The organism is Bacillus sp. OV166 (genome assembly GCF_900177675.1).
In the GTDB taxonomy this organism is placed as follows: Bacteria; Bacillota; Bacilli; order Bacillales; family Cytobacillaceae; genus Neobacillus.
In genome coordinates, this window is record NZ_FXWM01000001.1 from 1164171 (window position 1) to 1189423 (window position 25253).

The window sequence follows — 25253 nt, forward strand, 5'->3', positions numbered from 1 at the left end:
TTTCTTTTTTGTTTGGGGGGATACTATGTTTTTTTCCTTACGCAATCGCCTATTTATTATTTTTACTTGTTTGTTAACAATTCCATTAATCATTTTGTCGATGATCATCCCGAGCTGGTTTACATCCATTATTGAAGATCAGACCCAGGAGTTAACAATAGAAGCAATGGATCAGTACTCACTCTATATTGACTCAATTACAACGCAGGCGGAGGATTTAGGAAAACAGGTCCTTGTCAATCAAACGACACAGCAGTGGTTAAAGTTAGAAAAAAGGGATGCAAATATACCGAAAGAACAGAGCTTGTTACAGAAAAATCAACTGAAAATAATGCTATCATCAATGATGGTGAACAATTCAAATGGTATGTCTATCTCAGTCGTTCTGAATAATGGTGAGGGGGCATGGGGCAATAACCCCAACTTACACAACCTAGATTGGTTTAAAGACTTTACGATCAATGAACAACGATTTGTAAAATCACATATTGATCCATATATGCCAGCACAAGGAAATAGTAATAGTTATATTTTGCCCCTCGTTGATTTGAATACGGTTGTTTCATACGGATTAATAAAGGTTAATTTCCCTTCATCTTTGCTAGAAACAGCCTTACGAAAAATCACGATCGGAAAAAATGGACATGCTTATTTATTAGATCAGCAGGGAGCAAATGTATTAGAGGGGAAGATCGATACCCCAAAAAGGGTATTAAAAAATAGTTTAACTAAAATAAAGAATAATACAAAACAAAAAGGTTTATTAGAAACTGATTATCAGGGAGACAAATACTTTGTTTTTTTTCAAAAGTTATCAGTTGGTGATTGGATTCTTGTCAGTGAAGTGACCAGGTCTGACTTATTCTCAAAAGTTAATATTCTACAGCGAAACTTACTTATTACTAGTGCGATTGTGTTTTTAATAACAATCTTTGCGTCGTTCATGCTCTCTTCCAATATCGTAAGCCCTTTAGGAAAACTAGCAAAAGCGATGAAATTTATCGAGCATGGGGATTTTTTAGGTGCAAAACGCTTTATGCCAACCATTAAATCGTCTAATGATGAAGTTGGTTATGTGATTAAAGTATTCGACCATACCGTCGATCAATTGAAGCATTTAATTGAAACAGAATATGAAGCCAACATACGTCGAAAAGATGCAGAATACAAGGCCTTATTACTACAAATCAATCCTCACTTTTTGAACAATACCCTTGAAATCATTGGGGGATTAGCTGTTCAGGGCAAGAATAAAGAGGTCATGAATGTAAGCATCTACTTAGGCCGGATGATGAGGTATTCATTGAATACACAAAATGACGTCGTGAGATTAGGTGAAGAAATCAGCTATATTCGCAGCTACACCGACATTTTAAAGGTGAGATATGAGGACGCCCTCACGATTGATATTGTGGAGGATCCGGAGACAAGAAATCTCTCTATTATTAAATTCATCCTCCAACCGCTCGTAGAAAATGCCGTCAAATATAGTTTTATAGAAAAGACCACGGCTGAAATTTTTATTAAAACGAAAAAAGCGAATAATCAAATAAAGATAGTTTTAGAAGATAAGGGAATTGGCATGTCGGAAGAAGTGATATCAGACTTAGTGAGTGAAGAAACAAAGAATGAAACCATTAGTGTCCTAGCGAGCAAAGGAAACAGCATTGGTCTAAAGAATGTCCTTGGCCGATTAAAGCTTTACTACGGAGAGCGCTTTTCCTATCAGATTGAATCTGAAAAGAATGTAGGCACGAGGATTACATTATGTATAAATTTTGATAGAGGTGATATACATGATGAAGGTCATAATCACGGATGATGAAATTCAAATTCGTAAAGGCTTACGAATGAAAGTGAACTGGGAAGAAGAAGGATTTGAAATTGTTGGCGAAGCTTCCAACGGGAAAGATACACTTGAATTGCTTAGGACCATGGATATTGATTTGGTCATTACAGATATGAGGATGCCCATTATGGATGGCCTTGAATTAGCTAAACGATGTCAGCAGGAATTTCCAAGAGTAAAAGTGATCGTATTATCGGGTTATTCCGATTTTGAATTGGTACGTGGTTCCATGAAGGAAGGGGTTAGAGACTATCTGTTAAAACCGGTAGCCCCAGATGAATTAGTAGAAGCATTACGAAAAATTCGTAAAGAAATTGAGGAAGAGCGGCGAAAACAATTTGAAACGGCTCAGATGCGTCAGCTTGTTCTTACCCAGCTTCAAGAAGTACAGGAACAATACTTGCTCTATTTAGTTAAAGAGGAATGGTTACAGCTTAATCTGGTTATTGAAAGACTGCGCCAGCTACAACTCGAGGAACTTGTAAATGAGGACGCCATTGTCCAATTTGTCAGCGTGGAAATTAGAGAGGGCTTTGGCAATCCTAATCGATTAAAGGAGCTCTGGCTTCCTTTCCAAATGTTATGCAAAGAGATCTCAAAAGAGAATACAGGAACTTATTCGTTTTACGACCCAAGTTATGCTAATATGGTTCATTTTCTAATACGAATAGATATAAATAGTCCTTCTAGTTTGGTTGAAAGGGTACAACAGAATGTGAAAAGGTTGTTGAGTTTAGAAACGGTGATTGGAATCGGAAATGTTGTCAAGGGTCTAGCTAGCTTTAAGACAGGTTATATTTCCAGTTTGCTAGCTTGGAGTCAAAGTCAACTAGGCTGCCAATCACAAGTGATTGATGCGGCGATAACGAAAGAGGATGCATTTGAGTTTTCACCTGATTTTGAAAGAAAGTTAACAAATGCAATTGAAAATGTTAATTTCGAGGCGTTTAAAGGAAATATTCAAACCATATTGAGAGGGAATGGAAACCAATCGATTTTATCCTTTTCTTATGCTGCCAATCGAGTGTTATTTTTGTTAGGGTCTCTGGCAAAAAAATATGATATCGAAACGAAAGATATTCAAAAAATGATTTGGAATTGCCAACAAAGTATCTGGGAACTTAATTCGCAAAGTAAAGTGCTTGAAAACCTCTTTCAATTAGCTCAGTTAATCATTGAAAAGGTACGTATGGCGCGGTTTTCGAACGGGAAATTAATCGTTGATAGTGTTCGGCATTATCTAGATCAGCATTATGCTAGTGAAATTTCACTTACTCTTTTATCTGAACTATTTCATATCAATAGTGCTCATTTATCGGAAACATTTAAAAATTATGTCGGGCAGAATTTTAGTGATTATCTGGTGAATTTACGAATGGACAAAGCCCGGGAGTTTTTAAGAGATAAGCAACTAAAAATCATTGATGTAGCAAACTTAGTTGGCTTTTCTAACTCTGGATATTTCAGTACTGTTTTTAAAAAACACTTTGGACAAACCCCTGTTGAATTCCGTAATGCCTTAGATGTTTAAGTTTTCAAGAAAGAAAGGGAATGTTGATGAAAAAATGGTTCACTATTTTTGCAATTATACTTTTGGGTATTTTAGTGTATGCGTTGTCCTTTTTTGATACATTCTCTGGTAGCACCCAAAAAGAGAAAGCGGAAAAACCAAAGAGTTCCGAACGAACTGAGTTGACGTTTTGGCGAAATAGTGGAAATACGGCTGAAAATAAAGCATTTGAAGAATTAGTTTCTGTTTTTGAAAAGGCAAACCCCGATATCTCGGTGAATATGAAGTCTATTCCATACGGTGATTATGAAATAAGACTGCGGACAGAACTTGCTGCAGGAAACCCTCCGGATATTTTGACGATTGACAGTCCTACGCTTGCTCTGTATGCAAATACCGGATCGTTATTATCAATTGATCCATTTATGAGAAAGGAGGGGCAGATTGATGATATTCCTGCATCTACCTTGCGAGGATTAAGTTATAAGGGTCAAATTTACCTTGCACCGATTGTCGAGTCAAGTATTGCTTTATATTACAATAGACATTTATTTAAAGATGCCGGTATCCCTTATCCATCTGAAGATCCCAAAAACCCATTAACATGGGATGAGGTATTAGAGATTGCTAAAAAAGTAAATAATCCTGCAAAAGATGTGGTCGGTATTGACCCGGCACAGAGTTTTAATGATGGAGAATCTCCTGCTTATTTTAAAACACCGCTCCTTTGGCAGTTTGGTGCTAATATTTTAAGTCCCGATGGAACTACGGCAAGTGGATATTTAGATTCAAAAGAAGCGTTAGATGCCCTTCAATTTTATCAAGATTTATATCATAAAAATGCTGTTGCCTCATTTGAATTACCCCCAGCTGCGTTTGAGTCAGGCAAACTTGCGATGACTGTGCTTGGTTCTTGGACACTTGCAGATCTGGAAAAAAATCACCCTGAATTCAAGCTGGGAGAAGATTTTGGAGTAACGCCACTGCCAAAGGATAAGTATCAGTTTGTTCCAAATGGAGGATGGGCGCTCGGAATCACCTCTAAATCAAAACATCCACAAGAAGCATGGAAGTTTATTAAATATGTGACAAGTTATGAAGGAATGAAAAAGTATGTAACTATAACAGGTGATGTTCCTGCAAGATACTCAGTAGCAAAAGATTTTCCAGAGCTGAACGAATATCCTAAGAACATTTTCTTACAGCAAACGCAAAAATATTCAAGGAACCGCCCGGTTACTCCTGCGTATCCGGTTGTTAGTGATGCAATAAGGAAATTATTTGAGGATGTTGGAATCGGCGGGAAGGATGTAAATGCTTCGGCGAAGGAAGCTGTAGAAAAAATCAATGCAGGGCTTAAAGAAATTCAATAAATTGGGGGCAGGGATTAAATGAATAAACCTGAAATAACCATGAAAAGTCTCACACCAATCCTTCGTATATTTGATGAGTCTAAAGCCAGAGAGTTTTACTTGAGTTTTCTGGGATTTGTGCTGGATTGGGAGCATCGATTTGAGGAAAATATGCCGTTGTATATGCAAATATCCTATAAAAATTGTATCATTCATCTTTCTGAGCATCATGGTGATTGCTGTCCAGGTGCAGCGGTGAGGATTGAAGTGGGGAACATCGAGTCATTTCATTCACAGCTTCTTTCAAAGGATTATAAGTACGCCCGTCCTGGCATAGAAGAAACTCCATGGAAAACCAAAGAACTATGCATTCATGACCCGTTTGGCAATAGAATAATATTCTTTGAGAGCACCTCTTCTAGTTAAGGAACTAGGGGAGTTTTTTTTTGTTGGTACGTGCTTTAAAAGGCATCTCCCACTTCCTCTCATATGTTTTAACAATCCACCTTAATCATAAATAAAAAAACAAAAGAAATGCGTGAATCCTTTGTTAATTATTCCGAAGGGAACTGGAACCGTTTCCAACTGCCGAAAATATTAAACCTCCTTTTCCAAAGATATTAAACTCCCCCTTTTTACAAATTTGTTAAAGTAAAACCAGATAAAGAAAAAAGCTATTAGATAGGAGGTTAAGAGCTTGCAAGAGTTAGTAAATGTTCAAAAAGAACCAGTTGTACAGATCCAAGCGGAAAAGAAAGCAGCTTCGAAACTGACAGGCAAATTGGAATATATCAAGAAAAACTATCATCTTTATTTGCTGATTGCTCCAGCTGTTATTCTAACAATCATTTTTAAATATATCCCCATGTATGGAGCCATTATTGCCTTTAAAGATTTTAGTACGATCAAAGGGATTTTAGGAAGCGATTGGGTCGGATTTGATAATTTCACCAAATTCTTATCTTCACCTAACTTTACTGACATTTTTATGAATACGCTTAAACTCAGTTTTTTTGGCTTAATCGTTGGGTTCCCTGTCCCTATCATCCTTTCATTGATGCTTAATCAACTACGAAGGGCGGCCATTAAAAAAAATATTCAACTCGTGCTCTATGCACCAAATTTTATTTCTGTGGTTGTAATTGTTGGTATGGTGTTTATTTTCTTATCACCAACAGGCCCTATCAATCAATTGGTTAGCTTCATCACTGGAAAGCCGCTTATGTTCATGTCAAATCCAGATTATTTCCGATCAATCTATATTATCTCTGGTATTTGGCAGGCGGCAGGCTGGTCATCGATTATCTACGTGGCGGCTTTATCGAATGTTGACCCTGAATTACACAATGCAGCAACGATTGATGGAGCAAATATTCTTCAAAGAATGATTCACATCGATTTACCGACATTGAAACCATTAATGGCAGTAACATTTATACTGGCTGCTGGAGGGATTATGTCGATTGGATTTGAAAAAGCATATTTAATGCAAACCGCAATGAATTTGCCTTCTTCCGAAATTCTGCCAACTTATGTGTATAAAGTAGGTTTGCAGTCCGGCGACTATGCTTATTCAACAGCTGTTGGTCTGTTTAATTCAGTCATTAATGTAATCTTGTTAATCGTAGTTAATAAAATCGTTAAGAAGTTAAACGAAGGTGAAGGTTTATATTAACGAGAAAGGAGTCTTGATATGAATATAAAGCACACCCGCATAGACCGAATCATATTAGGCTTTAATAATATCTTTCTGTGCTTAGCCGTATTAATCGTGTTGGTTCCCTTGGTATATGTCGTTCTTGCGTCATTCATGGATCCAACAGTGTTATTAAATAAAGGGATTTCGTTCAATTTTTCAGATTGGAGTTTTAAAGGATATCAGTTGATTTTATCCAATGATGCGATGGTCCATGGCTTTATCAATTCTATTCTTTATTCAGTAGGATTTGCCGTTATAACCGTTGTGGTTTGTATTTTTGCTGCCTATCCATTATCGGTAAATGGCTTTGTCGGGAAAAATTTCTTCATGACACTGTTTATCATAACCATCTTCTTTGGCGGTGGACTTATCCCAACCTACCTAGTAGTAAAAGACCTCGGAATGTTAAACACCCCATGGGCGATTTTAATTCCGGGCGCCGTGAATGTTTGGAATATTATCCTAGCAAGGACTTATTTTAAAAGTATTCCTTATGAATTACATGAAGCAGCAAAAGTGGATGGAGCATCCGATCTACTAATCTTTTTTAAAATCGTTATGCCACTTTCCAAACCTATCATTTTCGTCCTAGCAATGTATGCATTTGTTGGTCAATGGAACTCTTATTTTGATGCGATGATTTATCTCGAGGATCCGAAATTGCACCCATTACAATTAGTTTTGAGGTCAATATTGATTCAAAATCAAACAGGCCCAGGAATGATTAGTGATCAGCAGGCAATGGCTGAACTTAAAAAGCTCTCAGAAATGATCAAATACTCATCGATTGTTATTTCTAGTCTTCCGCTTATTATCATGTATCCGTTTTTCCAAAAGTACTTTGAAAAAGGTGTCATGGTGGGTTCATTGAAATAATGAGCCAATTTAATAGATTTTATTGTAAATGCTTACACACAATATTTAGGAGGGTAATGATATGAAAAATGTAAAAAAAGTTATGGCTGCATCACTTGCTACGATATTACTAGTTTCAGGCTGCAGTAACAGCAGCAAAAGTGAAACAGCATCATCAAAAGAGTATAAACTAAAGGATGTAACATTTCCTTTAAAAGAAAAAGTGACATTGAATTTTATGACCCAAAGCTCCCCATTAGCGCCGGCTGATCCTAATAAAAAATTAATTTATAAGCGTTTGGAAGACCAGTCGGGTGTTCATATTAAGTGGAAAAACTATACCTCTGATGCTTTTATTGAAAAAAGAAATCTGGCAATGGCAAGCGGCGATCTGCCGGATGCCATCCTCGATGCAGGTTTTAATGACCATGACCTATTAAAACTTGCAAAAGATGGTGCGATTGTTCCGGTGGAAGATTTAATAGAGAAGTACATGCCTAACCTACAAAAGGTTTTGGAAGCAGCACCTGAATATAAAGCAATGATGACTGCTCCTGATGGACATATTTACTCTTTCCCATGGATTGAGGAGTTAGGTTCAGGAAAAGAAAGTATTCACTCGGTTGATGATTTCCCATGGATCAATGTGGAATGGTTAAATAAATTAGGGTTAAAAATGCCGACAACGACAGATGAATTAAAGCAAGTATTGATTGCCTTTAAAACAAAAGATCCAAATGGGAACGGAAAAGCGGATGAAATCCCGATGTCGTTTATTGGAAAGCAAGCAGGCGGGGAAGACCTAGCATTCTTATTTGGCTCGTTTGGCCTTGGTGAAAACTGGGATCATACGGTTGTAAGCAATGATGGAAAAGTTACGTTTACTGCATCAGATAAAGGTTACAAAGAGGGAATGAAATTTCTCAATGAGTTATATAAAGAAGGTCTAATCGATGTTGAAGCGTTTGAACAAGATTGGAACACGTATCTAGCAAAAGGCAAAGATAATCGTTATGGTTTATATTTCACTTGGGATAAAGCTAATATTACTGGTATGAATGACAAATATGACCTAATGAAGCCGCTAGCTGGTCCTGATGGCCATGTGAATGTTGCAAGAACCAATGGAATGGGATTTGATAGAGGAAGAATGGTTATCACAAGTGCGGATAAGAACATTGAACTGACTGCAAAATGGATTGATCAATTATATGAACCAAAACAATCTGTTCAAGATAACTGGGGTACGTATGGTGATAAAACTAAACAAAATATCTTTGAATTAGATGAAGCAGCAGGAATGCTAAAACATTTACCTTTATCAGGTACAGCACCAGTGGAATTAAGACAAAAAACAAATATCGGCGGACCATTAGCGATTTTAGATGAGTATTATGGAAAAGTTACCACAAAACCAGATGATGCTGCATGGAGATTAGGATTAATGAAGGATGTTATGACTCCTCATATGACTGCAGAAAATATTTATCCAAGAGTATTCTTCTCATTAGAAGATAGCGATAAACTTACAACAATTGAAACGGATATGTTTGCTTTCGTTATGAGAAAACGGGCCGAATGGATTCAAAATGGCAAAGTGGAAAAAGAATGGGATGGATATTTGAAAGAATTAGACCGCTTAGGATTACAAGAGTGGTTAAAGATTAAACAAGCAGGATACGACAGGAACACAAAATAATCGATTTTAAGTAATAGGGCTGAGGTTGTACTGTGCAAGCATACGTACAGCCTTGTTCCAATTTAGAATGATAGAAATTCATAAAAAATGGCGATGAAAGACAAATCCAACGGAAAGCTAGTGAGATCTGTCCATCATAGGGTGGATGAAAGACAAATCTAATTGAAAGCCAGTGAGATCTGTCCATCATAATCGAAATAAAAGATATTAAGAGAAAACAAAGGAGTGACACATAATGACACAACTATATAAAGAAAAATATCGTCAGCAGTTTCATTTTTCACCTGAAGAAAAATGGATGAACGACCCGAATGGAATGGTCTTTTTTAATAATGAGTATCACCTTTTTTATCAATACCATCCATTTGGTACCACATGGGGACCAATGCACTGGGGACATGCGGTTAGTAAAGATCTAATTCACTGGGAACAACTGCCGATCGCGCTATATCCAGATGAGCATGGTGCAATTTTCTCTGGAAGTGCAGTAGTGGATTGGAATAACACATCAGGATTTTTCCAGAATGGACCTGGGTTGGTAGCCATTTATACGAGTGCGGATAACTATCCAGATTCCGAGCGGCCGCGTCAGCGTCAAAGTCTTGCTTATAGTACCGACAATGGAAGAACATGGACCAAATACGAAGGAAATCCCGTACTTTCTGATGTAAACATTACCGATTATCGTGATCCAAAGGTTTTTTGGCATGAAGAAACAAATAAATGGGTAATGGTGCTAGCGACTGGACAATCCATCACCATTTACACCTCTCCAAACCTAAAAGATTGGGAGTTTGCAAGTGAATTTGGAAATAATGCTGGGTCACATGACGGCGTTTGGGAATGCCCTGACCTGTTTCAATTGCCAGTAGATGGTGATGAAAACATCCAAAAATGGGTCCTGTTTGTCAGCATTGGTGATAATCATGATTTCAAAGAAGGTTCAAGAACACAATATTTTATAGGTGATTTTGACGGAACAACCTTTGTAAATGAAAATACTGATGAAACAATTCTTTGGATTGATCATGGCAGGGATAATTATGCAGGCGTAAGTTGGTCTGATATCCCAGCTGAAGATGGAAGAAGAATTTATATTGGCTGGATGAGTAATTGGCGTTATGCAAATCAAGTACCATCTGAAGATTGGCGGAGTGCGATGACCTTGCCAAGAGAATTATCGTTAACTTCTAGTGAGGATGGAGTTCGCTTGGTCCAGAAAGTAGTACCAGAAATTAATTCGATTCGAAAAGGTTCACAAGGTTATCAAAATCTAACGATTGAATCAAACCAACCCACATCTTTTAACATGTTCAGTCCATTAATGGAAGTGAATATGGAGTTTGAAAAACAAACTTCTAATTCCTTTGGTATCGTTTTACAAAGTTCTGAAGATGAAAAGACAGTGATTCGTTATGATGTGGAAAAGGAACTAATATCAGTTGACAGAACTAATGCTGGAGATAATAGTTTTTCAGAATCTTTCCCAGCGGTACAAAATGCTTCGCTGAAGACGAAAAATGACAGAATCAAACTTCAAATCTTTATTGATGCTTCTTCCATAGAAGTATTTGCAAATGATGGCAAGGTAGTATTTACTAGCTTAATCTTTCCAAACCAACCATATGAGAAAATTGTTTTATTTTCAAACGAAGGAAATATCCGAGTGTCTTCATTAAAACTAACAGAACTAGATTCCATTTGGGGGAAGTAACTTTATTAGGCAAAGCTCTAATCGAATAAATTGGGTTAGAGCCTTGTTTTTGGAAGAGAGGGCAAAGGATGAAACCAACTTTGATAAAATGGACTTCAGTATTTTTGTCCATCGTACTTATCGCTGCCTCCATGGGAACGATTCTTGTTGATCCTACAACAGGCTGGGCAACCGAATCGAATGAAACGGGAAGTAAAGAAACGCGGGAGGGTGCGACAATTATTGAAAGTGTATCCAAAGCAATTACTAATCTGACAGACTGGCAAATTAAAGGGAAAGGCACGTTAGAAGACACTGAACAGGGACTTTTGCTTACTTCAGAACCTAAAGAGAATGTAATGGCTATATCAAGTGTTAATTCTGAAGATTTTATTTATGAAGCGGATGTAAAAATAATAGACATGAATGCGGACGCCACCCTAGTATTCCGTTCTAATGAAGATGGCTGGGACTCTTACATGCTGCAAATCGTTCCAAATGCGGGAATCATTCGTCTTCGTGATGCTCGTGACGAGAAGAAATTAAAAGAGGAATTCCAAGTTAACCTGCAAGAGGGAGGAATCTATCATCTGAAGGTGAAGGTGGTTGGAGATCATATCAAAGTTTATTGGGGGAATCAGTATGCTCCTATTATTGATGTCCATAATGCTACATATCATAAGGGTTTTCTTGGCCTTAATGTATGGGATGGAGCAGCGTTGTTTCAAAATGTAAAAGTTAGCGAACTTTCTACAAATCTAGGCCGATCCCTATATAAGGAAGGAAGCTGGGAACCAGCAATCAAAGGTCTGAAGGGAATTGCTGTTGATGGTGTGAAAGCCAAGGAAATCTACAATAAGAGTGCAAGCAACTTTGTGCTTGAAGGAAATATTTCTTTTGATCAAGATCCATCGGAAGCAGCACTTTCATTTCGTACCAATGAACAAGGAACAACTGGTTACCAGGCCGTGCTTATCAAAGAAGGAAGTACTGTCAAAGCACATTTGGAGAAGGCGGACGGTACTGTGCTCAAAACATCTGACCGCACCTATTTAACCGAAAAAGGTGCCAAACACCATCTTGAAATTATAACAAACGGCAATCAAATCGAACTTTATGTTGATGGATATTCTGAGGCAGCTGTAAAAGTGGCGGATATGAATTACAGTACTGGATTTTCCGGATTTTCTGTAACATCAGGTTCTGCTTATTTCCAGGATATTTATCTTGTTCCAACATCCAGCTATTACAAAGAAAAATATCGACCAGATTATCATTATACTCCAGCTCGAGGCTCTGTAAGTGATCCGAATGGGCTCGTCTACTTTGAAGGCGAGTATCATTTATTTCACCAAGATGGGGGGACTTGGGCTCATGCAGTAAGTAAGGATATGGTGAATTGGAACCGTCTCCCTATTGCTTTGCCATGGAATGATTACGGGCATGTTTGGTCTGGTTCAGCTGTAGCAGATCTAAAAAATGCTTCCGGTTTATTCACCAATTCTGGTGGTAAAGGGCTTATTGCCTACTACACTTCCTTTAATCCGGATGGAACAAATGGTAATCAGCGGATTGGACTTGCCTACAGTACTGATCAGGGACGTACTTGGGAATATTCAACGGAGCACCCAATTGTCATTGAGAATCCGGGCAAGAATGGAGAAGATCCAGGCGGCTGGGACTTCCGTGATCCTAAAGTTGTCCGAGATGAGGCAAACAATCGATGGGTCATGGTTGTATCTGGAGGAGATCACATTCGCTTCTTTACTTCTACTAACCTAATTGATTGGAAGCTTACTGATAATTTTGGTTATGGAAATTATGTTCGTGGCGGTGTATGGGAATGCCCCGATCTCTTCGAACTTCAGGTAGACGGTACGGAAGAGAAAAAATGGGTTTTGATGATTAGTACAGGTGCAAATCCAAAGACGCAGGGATCCGATGCGGAGTATTTTGTAGGGTATTTGACAGCTGATGGTAAATTCGTCAATGACAATACAGCAGGTAAAGTACTGAAAACGGATTACGGGAAGGAGTTCTACGCATCTATGTCCTTCGCCAATATGCCGGATAACCGCCGTGTGATAATGGCATGGATGACCAACTGGGATTATGCATTCGCTTTTCCAACTATGGGCTGGAAGGGAGAACTGACTATTCCGAGAGAATTAAGATTGGTGAAAACAGATGAAGGGATAAGACTTGCACAAGCTCCTATTAAGGAACTACAGTCGATTCGCAGTACCATTTTCCAGACACAGAACAAGGTAGTCAATCCGACTAATGCTTCCAACTTGTTGAAGGGAATCTCTTCAGGAGCATTTGAAATAGAAGCGGAGATTGAAATTCCTTCTACCAGCAAATTAACCGAATTTGGTTTTCATGTTCGTGAAGGGGCTGACCAAAAAACAGTCGTGGGCTACAAAACAGCAGATAATCAAATATTTGTAGATCGTGCTGAGTCAGGAGAGAAGGATTTCTCCAGCCTTTTTTCCACTTTACATGAAGCTTCTTTAAAACCGGATAATAAACGTATCAAAATGAATATATTTGTAGACGATTCGTCCATTGAAGTATTTGCTAATGATGGGAAAGTTGTTTTTTCTGATGTTATTTTCCCGGATCCTTCAAGTCGCAGTATGAACTTCTACACCAAGGGGGGAGATGTAAATGTTGTATCATTAAAGGTACATTCGCTAGCAAATACTTGGAATCAAAATGCAGATGAGGATACAAGAATTGTAATGGATACAAATCAAAGAGAGATGAATATTGGCGATGCTCTAACGTTGCTTGCTTCCGCGGAGAACCGAAAGGGAAAGGGAACTCAGCCAATTAAATGGACATCTAGTGATTCGAATGTAGTGAGGGTTGACACCTTCACTAACTCCAATGCAGTACTTAAAGCAGGAAGCAAAGGAGAAGCAATTATTACAGCTTCTGCAGCAAATGGAAAGGCTTCAGCAAGTGTAGTTGTTAGAGTGTATGATGGTGAAATCTATACTAATCTCACTGGATGGAAAGCAGATCTTTCTGCCTCCCAATGGACCATCACAGAAAATGGAATCCGTGGTACGTATACAAGTGATGCAAACTATATGGCCAAGGAAACGGCAGGAGACTTTACTTATGAAGCAGATATGATACTGGGACAATCGGGAGGAGCAGGTTCCATTCTGTTCCGGGCAAGTGAAGACGGTAGAAGCGGCTATTACTTCAATCTTGATCCGACCATGAAGGCTTTTCGCCTTTTTTACAAGATTGACGGTCTATTCGTGGACCGTATGGTCATTGCGAAAGTGCCTGCCTTTATTCAACCAGGAAAGACATATAAGGTGGAAATCGAAGCAAAGGGTCCTCACATTCAGATTTATGTGGATGGTCAAAAAATCATGGATTTACAGGATGGAACCTTTGCTGAAGGCCATTTTGGTTTAAATGTCTTTGGAGGTCAAGCTTACTATCAGAATGTCAATGTCAGCAATATGTCAGAATCAAACTTAACCGTAACAAGTTTTACGAATATGGCAACAGGCAAAGCGATTTATACTGCTAATTCTCAAAACGGTGAGCCTGTGACCGTAGCTGATGCAGACAACGCTATAAACTGGACTTTGATTCCGACAGGTGATGATTATGGTTCTTATTCCATACGTACAGAGGCCGGCAAAGCTATAGATCTGGATACAGGGCAAAATAAAATTCAGCTGTACAACTATCTTGGCTATAATAATCAGCGCTGGATAATTACCAAAAATGATAATGGAACTGCAAGAATCACTTCTGTTCATAATGGCAAGGCACTCGAAATATCGGGAGAGGGAATTTTGACACTTAATGATTTGAATCTGAATCTAGAGCGTCAGCAGTGGACACTTTCGTCTGATATAAAATAAAGAAGTAAAAAAAACGCAAATTATCGTTAACTTCCAGTGATAAGTAATTTTATTTTTCGGCAGAGCTCTAATCAAAGGTTAGAGCTTTGCTTTTGCAGGAATATGATTTTTAAACGAAACAATTTGAAAGGACGGTTGAGCTAAAATGAAAAACAATTCAACAGTCATTTGTATTGGAGAATTATTAATCGATTTTTTCTGTACAGATGTGGATATTGATTTAGTCGAAGGTCAAAAATTTGAAAAACAGGCAGGGGGAGCTCCTGCTAATGTTTGTGCTGCGATTGTGAAATTAGGGGGAAGTGCTCTATTCAGTGGAAAAGTGGGAAATGATCCGTTTGGTCATTTTTTAAAAAATATATTAGAAGAAGTGAATGTCGATACCTCTATGCTTGTACTAGATAATGAGCATCCTACAACTCTAGCTTTTGTTTCATTGAAAGCAAATGGAGAAAGAGACTTCGTATTTAATCGCGGGGCAGATGCTTTTTTAACTGAAGACGAGCTTGATAAAGAAAAAATAATAGAATCGAGTATTCTACACTTTGGTTCAGCGACCGCTTTATTAAATGATCCCTTTCAATCGACTTATTTACATGTCATGCAGGAAGCAAAGGACGAAGGTAAATTTATCTCATTTGACCCTAACTATCGAATTGACCTTTGGAAAGGGAGAAGCGACCAATTTGTAGAGTTAGCGCAAAAGGGAATCGCTATCGCTGATTTTGTAAAAGTAAGCGATGAGGAATTAAAAATTATCTCTGGCATGAGCGATTTAAGTGATGGAATCGAAGTTCTACATCAACTTGGAGCATCGGTCGTTGCGGTTACTTTAGGAAAAGAAGGAACGATGATTTCTAATGGGCAAAATATGGAGATGGTTCCAAGTATAAAAGTAGATTCTATCGATTCTACCGGTGCGGGTGATGCATTCGTAGGCGCAACACTTTACCAGTTGGCTAGAGCAACAGAACCAAAGAGAGTTTTAAAAGACTTCGAACAACTGAAACAAATCATTTTCTTTAGTAATAAAGTGGGAGCAATGGTTTGTACGAAAGTAGGCGCCATTTCTGCCATACCGACCCATGAGGAAGTAATCGGTTTTAAGGATAAGTTGATAAATAGTTATTAAATTCGTCCGATGTCTATGAAAAATTTATAAATCATTAAAAGGGGAGTGAATTCTATGAAACTAGGTTTTATCGGGTGTGGTGTTATTGCCATTGCACATGTTGTAGGCCTAGAAGAGTTAAAGAGAAAAGGGCTAGAAACATTTGAATTGACAGCGGTTTGTGATATCGAACAGGAAAGAGCAGAAAATCTTGCTTCAGAGGTGGAAAAACGATTAGGTAAACGTCCTGCAGTATTTACGGATTATCGTTTGTTGTTAGAGAAAAGACAATTAGATGCAGTATCTGTCTTAATTAATCATGATTTGCATCATACAGTAGCGGAAGATTGCTTTGCAGCTGGGGTTCATGTGCAAATGCAAAAGCCGCTTTCGATTTCTCCTTCCTTTGGCCGAAAAATGATCGCTGATGCTAAGAAGTATAATCGAGTATTAACACTATCTGAACCAAGTGTACTAGGGGCAGAAAATGTTGCGATTGCGAAGGCAGTAAAAGAAGGTCTGATCGGTCGTGTATCTTTCATTATCGATTATGCAACTGTTACATTGCATCGCGGATTTTTCGCCGGTACACCTTGGCGGCATATGAAAGGTCAAGCTGGAGCGGGCTGGATCAATGATCATGGTGTTCATAGAACTCACTCTTTTACTGAAATCAATGGTTCGATTGATGAGGTTTTTGCCTATACGGAAATTTTTGAAAAAGAATTAAGTAATGGGAATGTGACGATCAAACCTACCGGAGAAGATACGGCCGTTACGGTCTTCAAGTTTACAAATGGCGGACTCGGGCATTGGATGTGTGCAACATCGGCACATGGTGAAGGGACCGGTGGTGTGTGGATTTATGGAAGTAAAGGATGCCTTCGCCCTGGGCAGCATGTCACTCTTCAAGATGGGCAAAAAATTCTGATGCCGGAACTGATTGAACGTTTTGCCCCGAATATTGTTAAAAATCCATTTGCCCATTCCTATGTGGAATTATGGGAAGCAATTGCTGAAAAGAAGACACCTATTTCGAGTGCGGAAAGAGGCCTGGAAGCATTAGGAGTTGTATTTGCTGCACTTGAATCTGCTGATATCGGCCAGCCGGTTAAAGTTCAAGACATACTTAATGGAAAAAAACATGCTTATGAAGATACTGTTCTTGAAGAGATGGAATCACTGCATTAGTTTTGAACCAATCTTAACACCGGAGCGTTCTATAGAAGAATGCGTCCTTTCAAAGTCTAAATTTAGGAATAGACCCATAATTTCAAAAGATGATTGATTATATTTTTACCAAAATGAGCCGTCAATTCAAACCTCTAGTATGTGAAGTGTATACTTACACTCGGTATTTTCAAAAAGACTGCAGCCAAAATACTTCAATATTTTCGGTTTTGTTTGAAATGTATTTAGAAAAATATAATTGGAAAAAAGGTCTGCCATGATCCCGGCAAACCTTTTCAATTTCAACTTATTTGGTCTCGCTAATCGTTTTTGTAATGACATCGATTACATAATTCTTTGTATTCTTGTTGATGGAACCGCCGTCCCCTTTAAAGATGTTGGACTTGGTTGTATCATTTGGTTCAATGTGAACAGGTACTTGTGTCTGACCTGCTTGAAGGGTAAAGGATTGAGTAAAATTCATATCATTTCCGACTGTCACTTTTTCCCCATTGATAGTGAGGTCAGCTCCCTTAATTGCATTCCCCTTTATAGTCATAGTTGATCCATTGACATCGATTGGGCTGACTGCCAGCGGCATATCAATCCAGCGCAGAATGGTATCCTGTACAACCATTTTGTTGTTCCCTTGGTTGGTGACCACAATTTTCATATCGGTTCCTGCGGCACCATAGCCGTAGTTACTGATATCGTCATCCGAATGATCGGATGGCGTATGATCTGCTAACCCTTCATGATCCCAAGTATTGTCCCTCGTATATTTATACGTAAGCTCAGTTCCTTCTTCAAGCTCCACTGTGTATTCCCAATCAGGCGTCACAGCTCCATTACGGCTCATAGTCCAGGCACTAGTATTCCAACCATTCAAGCTGCCTGGTATATTGACCTGCGCTGCTAAAGGTGTATAATCCGGTGCATGAACCTTAAAGGTTACTTGTACCATAACAATTTCAGGGGTTACACTTACCTTGTTGGATTCTACATGGTTTCCAGCCCGGTCATAGACACGCACTTGATATTGGTAGGCAGTTCCATTTGCCACCTGATAATCACGGAAGGTGGCGGCGCTGCCGTCCAATGTTGAAAGAATTTGGCCGTCACGGTAAATGACCGTTTTAAATGGCTGATCCGGCTGCGTGAGTTTCCAGTTCAAGTTGACCTGACCGGATTCCTTAATCGGAGTGTCCAAAGTAACATCATTAGCAGGCGGGGTAGTATCAGACGTGCTGTTTGAAAAGGTCACTTCACCAGTAATTGAGTAAACCCATGTATTCCCTAAATCCGGCGTAAAGGCCATTCGGTATTCATATTTGCCCGCCTCATACGCTGTAAAGCTTCCCTGAAACTCATTTGCCTGGTCTCCCTGAGCCTGGCCATTATACAAGGCTTGGTAAGATGTCCAAGCGGTTTGGCCTTTCATTCTTACTTGGAGATCGGCCGTGATTCCTTCTGCTGCACCAGTTTCTGTCGCACCTGGCAGGTAAAAAGCTGCTTTAACATTGGAGGTCTGTGCCAGATTCAGTTCCCCGTTGTCTAAAGTAGTCAGGTCCTTAATACTAGCCTTTTCAGCATCGTAATGAGGCACAAGGCCGGATGAGGCAGCAGGTACAGATTCATTACCACTTTCATTCAAGGCCGTCACAGTAAAATAGTAGGTACGACCATTATTTGAATCGGAAATGTTCACAGATGTACCTGTAGTTTCCTTCACTTTTGTCCATAATCCACCTGAAACTGTAGATTGATAGACATTGTATTTTGTACCTGTACCTGTTCCTGTCCAGCGTAAAGTAACCCCCTTAGAACCAGCTGTGCCGGTAACTTCTTTAACAGGCTGTGGTTGTTTAACATCATTAACCGTTATTAACATTCTTCCGGACTCTGCTGGAACTGTTAATGACAGCTTGCCATCCTTCGTTGTAGTCAGATATTTAGGGTCCAATTGGTCCACAAAACGAAGACCATTCGCGAGCAGCACTTTTGTATCGATATCAACCGTTTGTGTGGTTTTCCCTCTGTTAATAATGACAAGGCCAGATTTTGTTTCTGTTGTCCGGACATAGGCTAACACATCACCCTTTGCGTATAAATGGTGCAGATCGCCATGAGCGAATAGGTCAGCATTTTCCTTGCGGATTTGACCAATCTTTTGATAGTGTGCAATGAGGTCTTTGTTTTCGTTCCCCCACGGATATGTGCGTCGGTCATCTGGGTCTTTGGATCCTGTTTGACCCGCTTCATCTCCGTAATAAATGGTTGGTGCGCCAGGGTAACCCATTTGCAGGATAGAAGCCAGCTTCAATCGCTTCACACCTTCATCGTATTTGTAGTTCGGATCTTGTTCCGCTCTGAAATACGTATCCGTTCCATTGCCTAACAGGAAGATTGCCCGAGCTGTATCATGGGATCCCATCAGGTTCATGAGGGCATAAAAAGCTTCCTTTGGATAGTCCTCCTGTATAGCGAGAAGGGTGTTTTGTGCATTAGCGGCATTACCGTTCTTTAAGTAATCCAAAATGGCTCCGCGGAAACGATAGTTCATGACTGAGTCATATTGATCCCCTAAGAAGTACTTGGATGCATCATCCCAAATTTCACCTAGAATAAGTGGCTCTTCTTCTTTTTGAAGTGTTTTTCCGGCTCCTATCATAGTCTTGGACTTCATTTGCTTGCGGAATTCCTGCCAGAAGGAACTGTCCACTTCATTAGCTACATCCAGGCGCCAGCCAGATGAACCTCGATTAATCCAAGTTTTTCCTACTGAGTCCTTGTCATAAAAAATATAATTTGCCAATGCTGTGTTGTTAAGTTCACTTGGATGGTCAACCTTTGTGCCGTTAACGGATTCGAATACAGGAAGACTGTCGTATCCCCACCAGCCTTCATACTTATAATGCTCACCCGTCGAAACACCGTTGACTTTTTCATTTGGAACTTTAACATTTTCAATATGGAACCAGTTTTCAAAGCCGTATGGGCTAAAGGTTTGTCCTTCAGCCAGGAGTTGCTGTTTGGCCTTATCCTTAGCAGCAGTTTCAGACAATTTTTCGTTATTCATTAAATCGTAAATACGAGACCAGTATTCATAAGCACCCACTGTTTTATATTTGTGATAGCGGTCAAAATAGATGGAATCATCAGCCACATGATTAAATACCCCGTCCAAAATCAGGTGCATGTTCCGTTTAGACAATTCCTTGGCGAAATCCTCGAATTCTTTTTCCGAGCCAAACATCGGATCCACCTGTTTATAGTCTGCTGCATCATATTTATGGTTGGACGGTGCAAGTGCAATTGGGTTTAAATATAGGGTATTGACGCCAAGTGATTGAAGGTAATCAAGCTTCGCCTTAATACCAGCAATGTCGCCGCCAAAGAAGTCGTTTGTAAATTCTCCGTCCCCTGTGTAGGAGCCAGTGCCTTGTTCATATGGATTATCCGGCAAGGATGACCAGGAGTCGGGATGTTCTATTGGCTGGCTGCCTCGGGCTCCAATCTGATCCTTTACATGGTCATTTGCTTTGTTGCCGTTATAAAAACGGTCCGGATATATTTGATAAACAACAGCTTCCTTCATCCAATCCGGTGTTTGATAGCCCGGGTCGAAAACGGTCAATTGGAAGAGTCCTGCATTTTTATCCTCCGCTTTACCGGTATGCCCTTCCTGTGTGTCTTCTCCGTATTCCACTGTTGTATCCTGATCCCCGGCAATGAATTTATAGCCGTGAACTCCTTTGTCAGACGGTGTAAAGGTGGTTTCCCAGAACTCAATGGCACCTTTGTCTTTTGTGTCTGACCAGCCTGTATTCTTCATTGAAAGAACCTTTGTTGTGCCTGTATTATAGTTTTTCACATACAGACTGGCTCTGGTCAGGTCCCCCTTTTTAGCCGATACTCGGAAGGTGACAGGTTTCCCTGCTGGAACTGCCCCAAACGGCGTTCGGTATACTTGGTCCCATGAATCATGATAAAGAGCATTCTTATCTATCATGCCATCAGATCCAATAGGTTTATAATCTGAATAAACTTCTTTTGTTTGGTTGTTATAGAAAAATGTGATTGTCGTATCAGAGAGTACATTCAGCTTCTCATTTGAACCAGGATAGGATTCCGTCCAGTCCTTGCCCAATACAATCTTGTATTCGTAGCTGCCTCTAGGTACCTTTGCAGTAAAGGAATAGACGTTATCAAAATGGGTGTCCTCCATTAATGCTGTTGAGTCTGCCGGACTCCATGCAGTCCCTGCGTGAATGGCAGGTTGAATGGTTCCTACTAAGCGGGGCTTTTTGTCCTCATTTAAAAGTGTGTAATGGGTACTATCAGCAATGGCATGGGTATTGTCATTGTAATAGAAGGTGACTTCTTTTTGTTCGGTCAGAGTTAGTTTAATGTTGTTTCCACCAGGCGCGCCGCCGTCTCCGTAATTTTCGGACCAGCCTCCTCCAATGGCGATTTTGTATTCATATGTCCCTGACGGCAGTGTGCCAGTAAGGCTATACAAACCATTTCCTTGGTAATCCATTTGCGTTTTAACAGAAGATGGATCCCAATCTCCTGAATTTCCTAATACTGCCTGCAGACTGCCAACAAGTACAACCTGCTTTGGTGTTGTTTCTGCCGCTTTGGCTGTTTGACTTGTCACAAGTCCAGAAAATAACTGAAGAATTAGTCCAACTACGGTAACAAGCGACAGAAGTGATCTCTGATTTCTCTTCATGAAAAATCTCCTTTCCCTAACTCTATTAATCTAGGAAAGCGTTTGCATGTAGTTGCACAAAAATGCCGTATGTAAGATACTTAGAGGACTGTATTAGTGTGCAAACGTTTGCGCAATCACTTTCAAAATTTATTATATCTTTTTCTCAGCACAATTCAATAGAAAACCAGAAAAAAATCTAAATTTTCTGATACATCATTACCAAAATCGGGAAGTCATTATTTTTTAGCTGTATAACTAGTTGTAAACACTTTATAATAAAGGGTGGATTGTGCAACCGATTTCGTTAATGTAAGTGCTGTAAAGACGATGGAATATGCAAAAATGACCGTTTCTATTATATTAAAATTAGTAGTAGAATCAATTAACTTCGAATGAGAGGGGAGAAGAAATGGCTGTTACCATCAAGGATGTGGCAAAGCTTGCAGATGTCGCGCCATCAACTGTTTCAAGAGTAATTGCCAATAATTCACGAATTAGTGAAGCAACGAAACGAAAAGTTAAAAAAGCAATGGAACAGCTAGGGTATCATCCTAACCAAAATGCCAGAAGTCTTGCCAGTCAATCAACCCAAACAATAGGGCTTGTCATGCCGAGTTCTGGAGATGTCGTTTTTCAGAATCCGTTTTTCCCTTCTATTTTACAGGGAATAAGTGAGGGGGCCCGTGAAAAAAAATATGCTTTGCAAATGACAACAGGGAAATTAGAAAAGGAAACACTTGAAGCAGTTATTAATATGGTACAAGGGAAAAGAGTAGATGGCATGATTCTTCTTAACTCCAAGGTGGAGGATAAAGTCATTTCGTACTTAAGAAAAAGGGATTTTCCTTTTGTTGTTATTGGAAAACCTTCTAAAGATGCAGAAGAAATCACACATGTTGATAATGATAATGTTCGTGCCATGAGCGAAGCTACTGAATACTTAATAGACCATGGCCATCGGAAAATTGCTTTTATTGGAGGGAACCCAGAACTAATGGTTACGGTTGACCGTTTGAATGGGTATAGGCAGGCTTTAAAAAAGGCAAACATTCCTATAAAAAATGAATATATCCTTCATGAGGAATTCCTAAGGGAAGGCGGTCAAGAGGCGGTGAGTGAGTTAATGGCACTTGAGCAACGCCCAACTTCACTCGTAGTAGTTGATGACTTAATGGCACTAGGTGTACTTAGTACATTAGATGAGCTGGGAATCAGGGTTCCGAAAGAAATCTCAGTGGTTAGTTTTAATAACGTCCTCTTAGCAGAAATGTCCAAACCACCCTTAACTTCAGTGGATATTCATATTTTTGAGCTTGGATATCAAGCATCGAGGAGTTTGATTCAACTAATCGAAGATCGGACAGAACCAACCAAGCGGATTATCATTCCTCATCATTTGGTTGAACGTCAATCATGCAGTCACCAAATTCCTATAAGCGATTCGAAGCATTCGATGTGATTTGCACCGAGTGCTTTTCTTTATTCTTGCGAAAAATGGGCGAAAGGTCATATAACACGTTAATTGAACTTTGAAGGAAGAATGAAAAATAGCAAAATAATAGATATTTCAATTATATTATCTATGTTTATTTGCATATCCAAGATATAAGATGTAATCAAATAAGTAATGTTTTGAACAAGCAGAAGAGAGAATTAAAGAAAACCTATAGAGAAAATGATGGCAAAAAAAGGAGATATAAAAATGACGAATAGAAACTATCATTTAGTTATAGTTGGTTACGGTGGTATGGGAAGCTATCATGGAAAGCTGCTCAAAGAAAACCAAAACATAAATGTCGTTGGAACCTATGATATTCTGGAGGAAAGAAGAGCCGCTTCCTTGGCTGATGGATACAAGGTATATGAAAGTTTAACTGCTGTTTTAACCGACGATTCTGTTGATTTTGTTCTTATCGCCACTCCTAACGATGTGCATAAAGAAATCGCAGTCGCAGCCTTAAACGCCAAAAAGCATGTAATTTGTGAAAAGCCGGTCACTATATACAGTGAAGAGTTAATCGAAATTATGCAGGCTGCAAAAATGAATGACAGAGCGTTTATTGTGCACCAAAACCGCAGATGGGATGAAGACTTTCTAACGATAAAAAAAGTATACGATGAACTGATTATCGGAGATGTCTTTCATATTGAATCACGGGTACAAGGAGCAAACGGGATTCCGGGAGACTGGCGCCATCAGAAGGCTTATGGCGGGGGGATGCTGCTGGACTGGGGTGTCCATTTACTAGATCAACTGCTATTTATGATCGACAGTAAGATTACGAGTGTTTATGCCAATTTAAGTTATATTTTAGGGAACGAAGTAGACGATGGTTTTCAAGTGTTTATCACGTTTGAGAACGGCATCACCTCTTTAGTGGAAGTGGGAACAACAAACTTCATTCAACTGCCGCGGTGGTACGCAAAAGGAACAACAGGAACGGCAGTCATCCATGATTGGGATATTAACGGTAAAATCGTGACGCAAAATCGGGGAGTGGAGGTAGAAGCCCCGAAACCGATTAAAGCCGGGCAAGGGTTGACGAAAACGATGGCACCTCCGTCTGAAAAAGCTGTCTGTACATCGGATTTACCGAAAGTAGATAAGACGATGGAAAGCTTTTATGACAATGTGATTTCTGTAGTTGAAGGAAAAGCAGAACCAATCATCAAAAATGAGGAAGTTTTGCGTGTTTTACAATTGATGGAAACGATTTTTAAATCAGCAGAGACAAACGAAGTCGTCAAAGACTTTGATAGGGTAATGGACGGGAAAATCCTATTTTAGATATATAAAATAGGATTGTATCAAATAATAGAAAAGCTAGAAATACTGATGTGAAGTGGGAAACTCAGTGATTTCTAGCTTTTCTAATTTTATTAAAACATTACATGTATAGGAAAACATTTAATCTAGTATTCTATCCGCCTGTACGCACCAGGAGCAACGCCGTATTTCTTTTTAAATACCTTATGAAAGTAAGGATAGGTTCCGAAGCCGCAGTCTTCAGCAATCTGTTCAAGTGTCAGTGTAGTGTATTTCATCCGCTCAATGGCCGAGGATAAGCGGATTGCCTGCGCGTATTCCATCATCGTTTTCCCAACGCTGCTTTTGAATAGATGAACGGACCTTGAGACGCTGAGCCCAGCATGCTTCGCCACATCCTCCACTTTAAAGGCGATCGTGGCATGCTCCTCAATGTAACGCATCATCCGTGTCACCGTATACGGGTGACTGAAGGATCGGCCGGTTTCGCTGATAGCCCGTTCCAGAGATAAACAGAGCGCTCGCAGCAAATAGCCGGAGAGCTCTTCGTTTTGGCTGGATGATGGACGGCGTTTTTCAATCATGATTTGGCGCCATAAGGTCAACAACTTTTCATCCAATTCGATTCGGGAAACATCCGGCTTTTCAGAACGGCTCCACCATTCGTCCATCCACGCGCCTTCACAAACTAAGTGATAATCCCCGCTGTTTTGCCCCTCTTTGACAAGCAGTTCATAGTGATCCCCAGGTTTAATGAGCAGTAGGTCTCCTTGCGCGAGTTCCATTTTTCTCCCCTTCACGACTACTTCGCAGAGACCTTCTGTTTGCAGTCTGAAAAGATACGAAGGGTATCCGGATTTATGTTGAGAATGATATCCATTTGTGTGAAAGGAATAGCCGCAAAAAAATATGTTCGTCGTCATAAGCTCCCT

Annotated in this window: 15 protein-coding genes; 13 read left to right on the forward strand and 2 right to left on the reverse strand. The window is 39.5% G+C overall.

Annotated elements, in window-relative coordinates:
• The first annotated feature begins 25 nt into the window (after positions 1 to 25).
• The 11 genes from CCK98_RS05490 (at position 26) to CCK98_RS05540 (ending at position 16855) form a co-directional block, all read left to right on the forward strand.
• Positions 26 to 1822 carry a sensor histidine kinase gene (locus CCK98_RS05490; protein WP_088085650.1) on the forward strand — a complete coding sequence of 599 codons (1797 nt, stop codon included), beginning with the start codon at positions 26 to 28 and terminating at the stop codon, positions 1820 to 1822.
• Positions 1797 to 3380, forward strand: a complete 1584-nt coding sequence (locus CCK98_RS05495) for a response regulator (RefSeq protein ID WP_256942265.1) — start codon at positions 1797 to 1799, stop codon at positions 3378 to 3380. The genes CCK98_RS05490 and CCK98_RS05495 overlap by 26 nt, the downstream gene beginning before the upstream one ends.
• A gap of 26 nt (positions 3381 to 3406) precedes the next feature.
• Positions 3407 to 4732 carry a sugar ABC transporter substrate-binding protein gene (locus tag CCK98_RS05500; RefSeq protein WP_088085652.1) on the forward strand — a complete coding sequence of 442 codons (1326 nt, stop codon included), beginning with the start codon at positions 3407 to 3409 and terminating at the stop codon, positions 4730 to 4732.
• 18 nt (positions 4733 to 4750) lie between these two features.
• The gene (locus tag CCK98_RS05505) at positions 4751 to 5137 is read left to right on the forward strand and encodes a glyoxalase superfamily protein (protein ID WP_088085653.1); all 387 of its coding nucleotides are present in this window, start codon (positions 4751 to 4753) and stop codon (positions 5135 to 5137) included.
• A 313-nt stretch (positions 5138 to 5450) separates the two neighbouring features.
• Positions 5451 to 6386 (forward strand): sugar ABC transporter permease, encoded by a 936-nt coding sequence (locus tag CCK98_RS05510; RefSeq protein WP_246869768.1) that lies wholly within the window; start codon positions 5451 to 5453, stop codon positions 6384 to 6386.
• Positions 6387 to 6404: 18 nt separating this feature from the next.
• Complete coding sequence (locus tag CCK98_RS05515) at positions 6405 to 7286, forward strand: carbohydrate ABC transporter permease (RefSeq protein ID WP_088085655.1); 882 nt, start codon at positions 6405 to 6407, stop codon at positions 7284 to 7286.
• A 61-nt stretch (positions 7287 to 7347) separates the two neighbouring features.
• Complete coding sequence (locus CCK98_RS05520) at positions 7348 to 8964, forward strand: ABC transporter substrate-binding protein (protein WP_088085656.1); 1617 nt, start codon at positions 7348 to 7350, stop codon at positions 8962 to 8964.
• 235 nt (positions 8965 to 9199) lie between these two features.
• Complete coding sequence (locus CCK98_RS05525; protein ID WP_088085657.1) at positions 9200 to 10678, forward strand: glycoside hydrolase family 32 protein; 1479 nt, start codon at positions 9200 to 9202, stop codon at positions 10676 to 10678.
• 68 nt (positions 10679 to 10746) lie between these two features.
• Complete coding sequence (locus CCK98_RS05530; protein ID WP_179195722.1) at positions 10747 to 14553, forward strand: GH32 C-terminal domain-containing protein; 3807 nt, start codon at positions 10747 to 10749, stop codon at positions 14551 to 14553.
• 145 nt (positions 14554 to 14698) lie between these two features.
• Complete coding sequence (locus tag CCK98_RS05535) at positions 14699 to 15685, forward strand: carbohydrate kinase (RefSeq protein WP_088085658.1); 987 nt, start codon at positions 14699 to 14701, stop codon at positions 15683 to 15685.
• 54 nt (positions 15686 to 15739) lie between these two features.
• Positions 15740 to 16855, forward strand: coding sequence for a Gfo/Idh/MocA family protein (locus CCK98_RS05540; protein WP_088085659.1), 1116 nt, complete (start codon positions 15740 to 15742; stop codon positions 16853 to 16855).
• 286 nt (positions 16856 to 17141) lie between these two features.
• Here CCK98_RS05540 and CCK98_RS05545 read toward each other — a convergent pair whose 3' ends face one another.
• Entirely contained in the window at positions 17142 to 21572 is a 4431-nt protein-coding gene (locus CCK98_RS05545) for an alpha-amylase family glycosyl hydrolase (protein WP_088085660.1), read from the reverse strand.
• A gap of 391 nt (positions 21573 to 21963) precedes the next feature.
• Between CCK98_RS05545 and CCK98_RS05550 the strand changes: the two genes are divergently transcribed.
• Together CCK98_RS05550 and CCK98_RS05555 are read left to right on the forward strand one after the other, a co-directional pair.
• Positions 21964 to 23013, forward strand: a complete 1050-nt coding sequence (locus tag CCK98_RS05550; RefSeq protein WP_088085661.1) for a LacI family DNA-binding transcriptional regulator — start codon at positions 21964 to 21966, stop codon at positions 23011 to 23013.
• A 243-nt stretch (positions 23014 to 23256) separates the two neighbouring features.
• Positions 23257 to 24342 carry a Gfo/Idh/MocA family protein gene (locus tag CCK98_RS05555; RefSeq protein ID WP_088085662.1) on the forward strand — a complete coding sequence of 362 codons (1086 nt, stop codon included), beginning with the start codon at positions 23257 to 23259 and terminating at the stop codon, positions 24340 to 24342.
• A gap of 125 nt (positions 24343 to 24467) precedes the next feature.
• Here CCK98_RS05555 and CCK98_RS05560 read toward each other — a convergent pair whose 3' ends face one another.
• The gene (locus tag CCK98_RS05560; RefSeq protein ID WP_088085663.1) at positions 24468 to 25244 is read right to left on the reverse strand and encodes an AraC family transcriptional regulator; all 777 of its coding nucleotides are present in this window, start codon (positions 25242 to 25244) and stop codon (positions 24468 to 24470) included.
• Positions 25245 to 25253 lie beyond the last annotated feature (9 nt).

Bases quoted from the DNA above. Each gene is read 5' to 3' on its own strand.
- CCK98_RS05545 (WP_088085660.1), bottom strand. From the start codon at position 21,572: ATGAAGAGAAATCAGAGATCACTTCTGTCGCTTGTTACCGTAGTTGGA.
- CCK98_RS05490 (WP_088085650.1), top strand. From the start codon at position 26: ATGTTTTTTTCCTTACGCAATCGCCTATTTATTATTTTTACTTGTTTG.
- CCK98_RS05555 (WP_088085662.1), top strand. From the start codon at position 23,257: ATGACGAATAGAAACTATCATTTAGTTATAGTTGGTTACGGTGGTATG.
- CCK98_RS05550 (WP_088085661.1), top strand. From the start codon at position 21,964: ATGGCTGTTACCATCAAGGATGTGGCAAAGCTTGCAGATGTCGCGCCA.
- CCK98_RS05560 (WP_088085663.1), bottom strand. From the start codon at position 25,244: ATGACGACGAACATATTTTTTTGCGGCTATTCCTTTCACACAAATGGA.
- CCK98_RS05520 (WP_088085656.1), top strand. From the start codon at position 7,348: ATGAAAAATGTAAAAAAAGTTATGGCTGCATCACTTGCTACGATATTA.
- CCK98_RS05530 (WP_179195722.1), top strand. From the start codon at position 10,747: ATGAAACCAACTTTGATAAAATGGACTTCAGTATTTTTGTCCATCGTA.
- CCK98_RS05525 (WP_088085657.1), top strand. From the start codon at position 9,200: ATGACACAACTATATAAAGAAAAATATCGTCAGCAGTTTCATTTTTCA.
- CCK98_RS05535 (WP_088085658.1), top strand. From the start codon at position 14,699: ATGAAAAACAATTCAACAGTCATTTGTATTGGAGAATTATTAATCGAT.
- CCK98_RS05505 (WP_088085653.1), top strand. From the start codon at position 4,751: ATGAATAAACCTGAAATAACCATGAAAAGTCTCACACCAATCCTTCGT.
- CCK98_RS05515 (WP_088085655.1), top strand. From the start codon at position 6,405: ATGAATATAAAGCACACCCGCATAGACCGAATCATATTAGGCTTTAAT.
- CCK98_RS05500 (WP_088085652.1), top strand. From the start codon at position 3,407: ATGAAAAAATGGTTCACTATTTTTGCAATTATACTTTTGGGTATTTTA.
- CCK98_RS05495 (WP_256942265.1), top strand. From the start codon at position 1,797: ATGATGAAGGTCATAATCACGGATGATGAAATTCAAATTCGTAAAGGC.
- CCK98_RS05540 (WP_088085659.1), top strand. From the start codon at position 15,740: ATGAAACTAGGTTTTATCGGGTGTGGTGTTATTGCCATTGCACATGTT.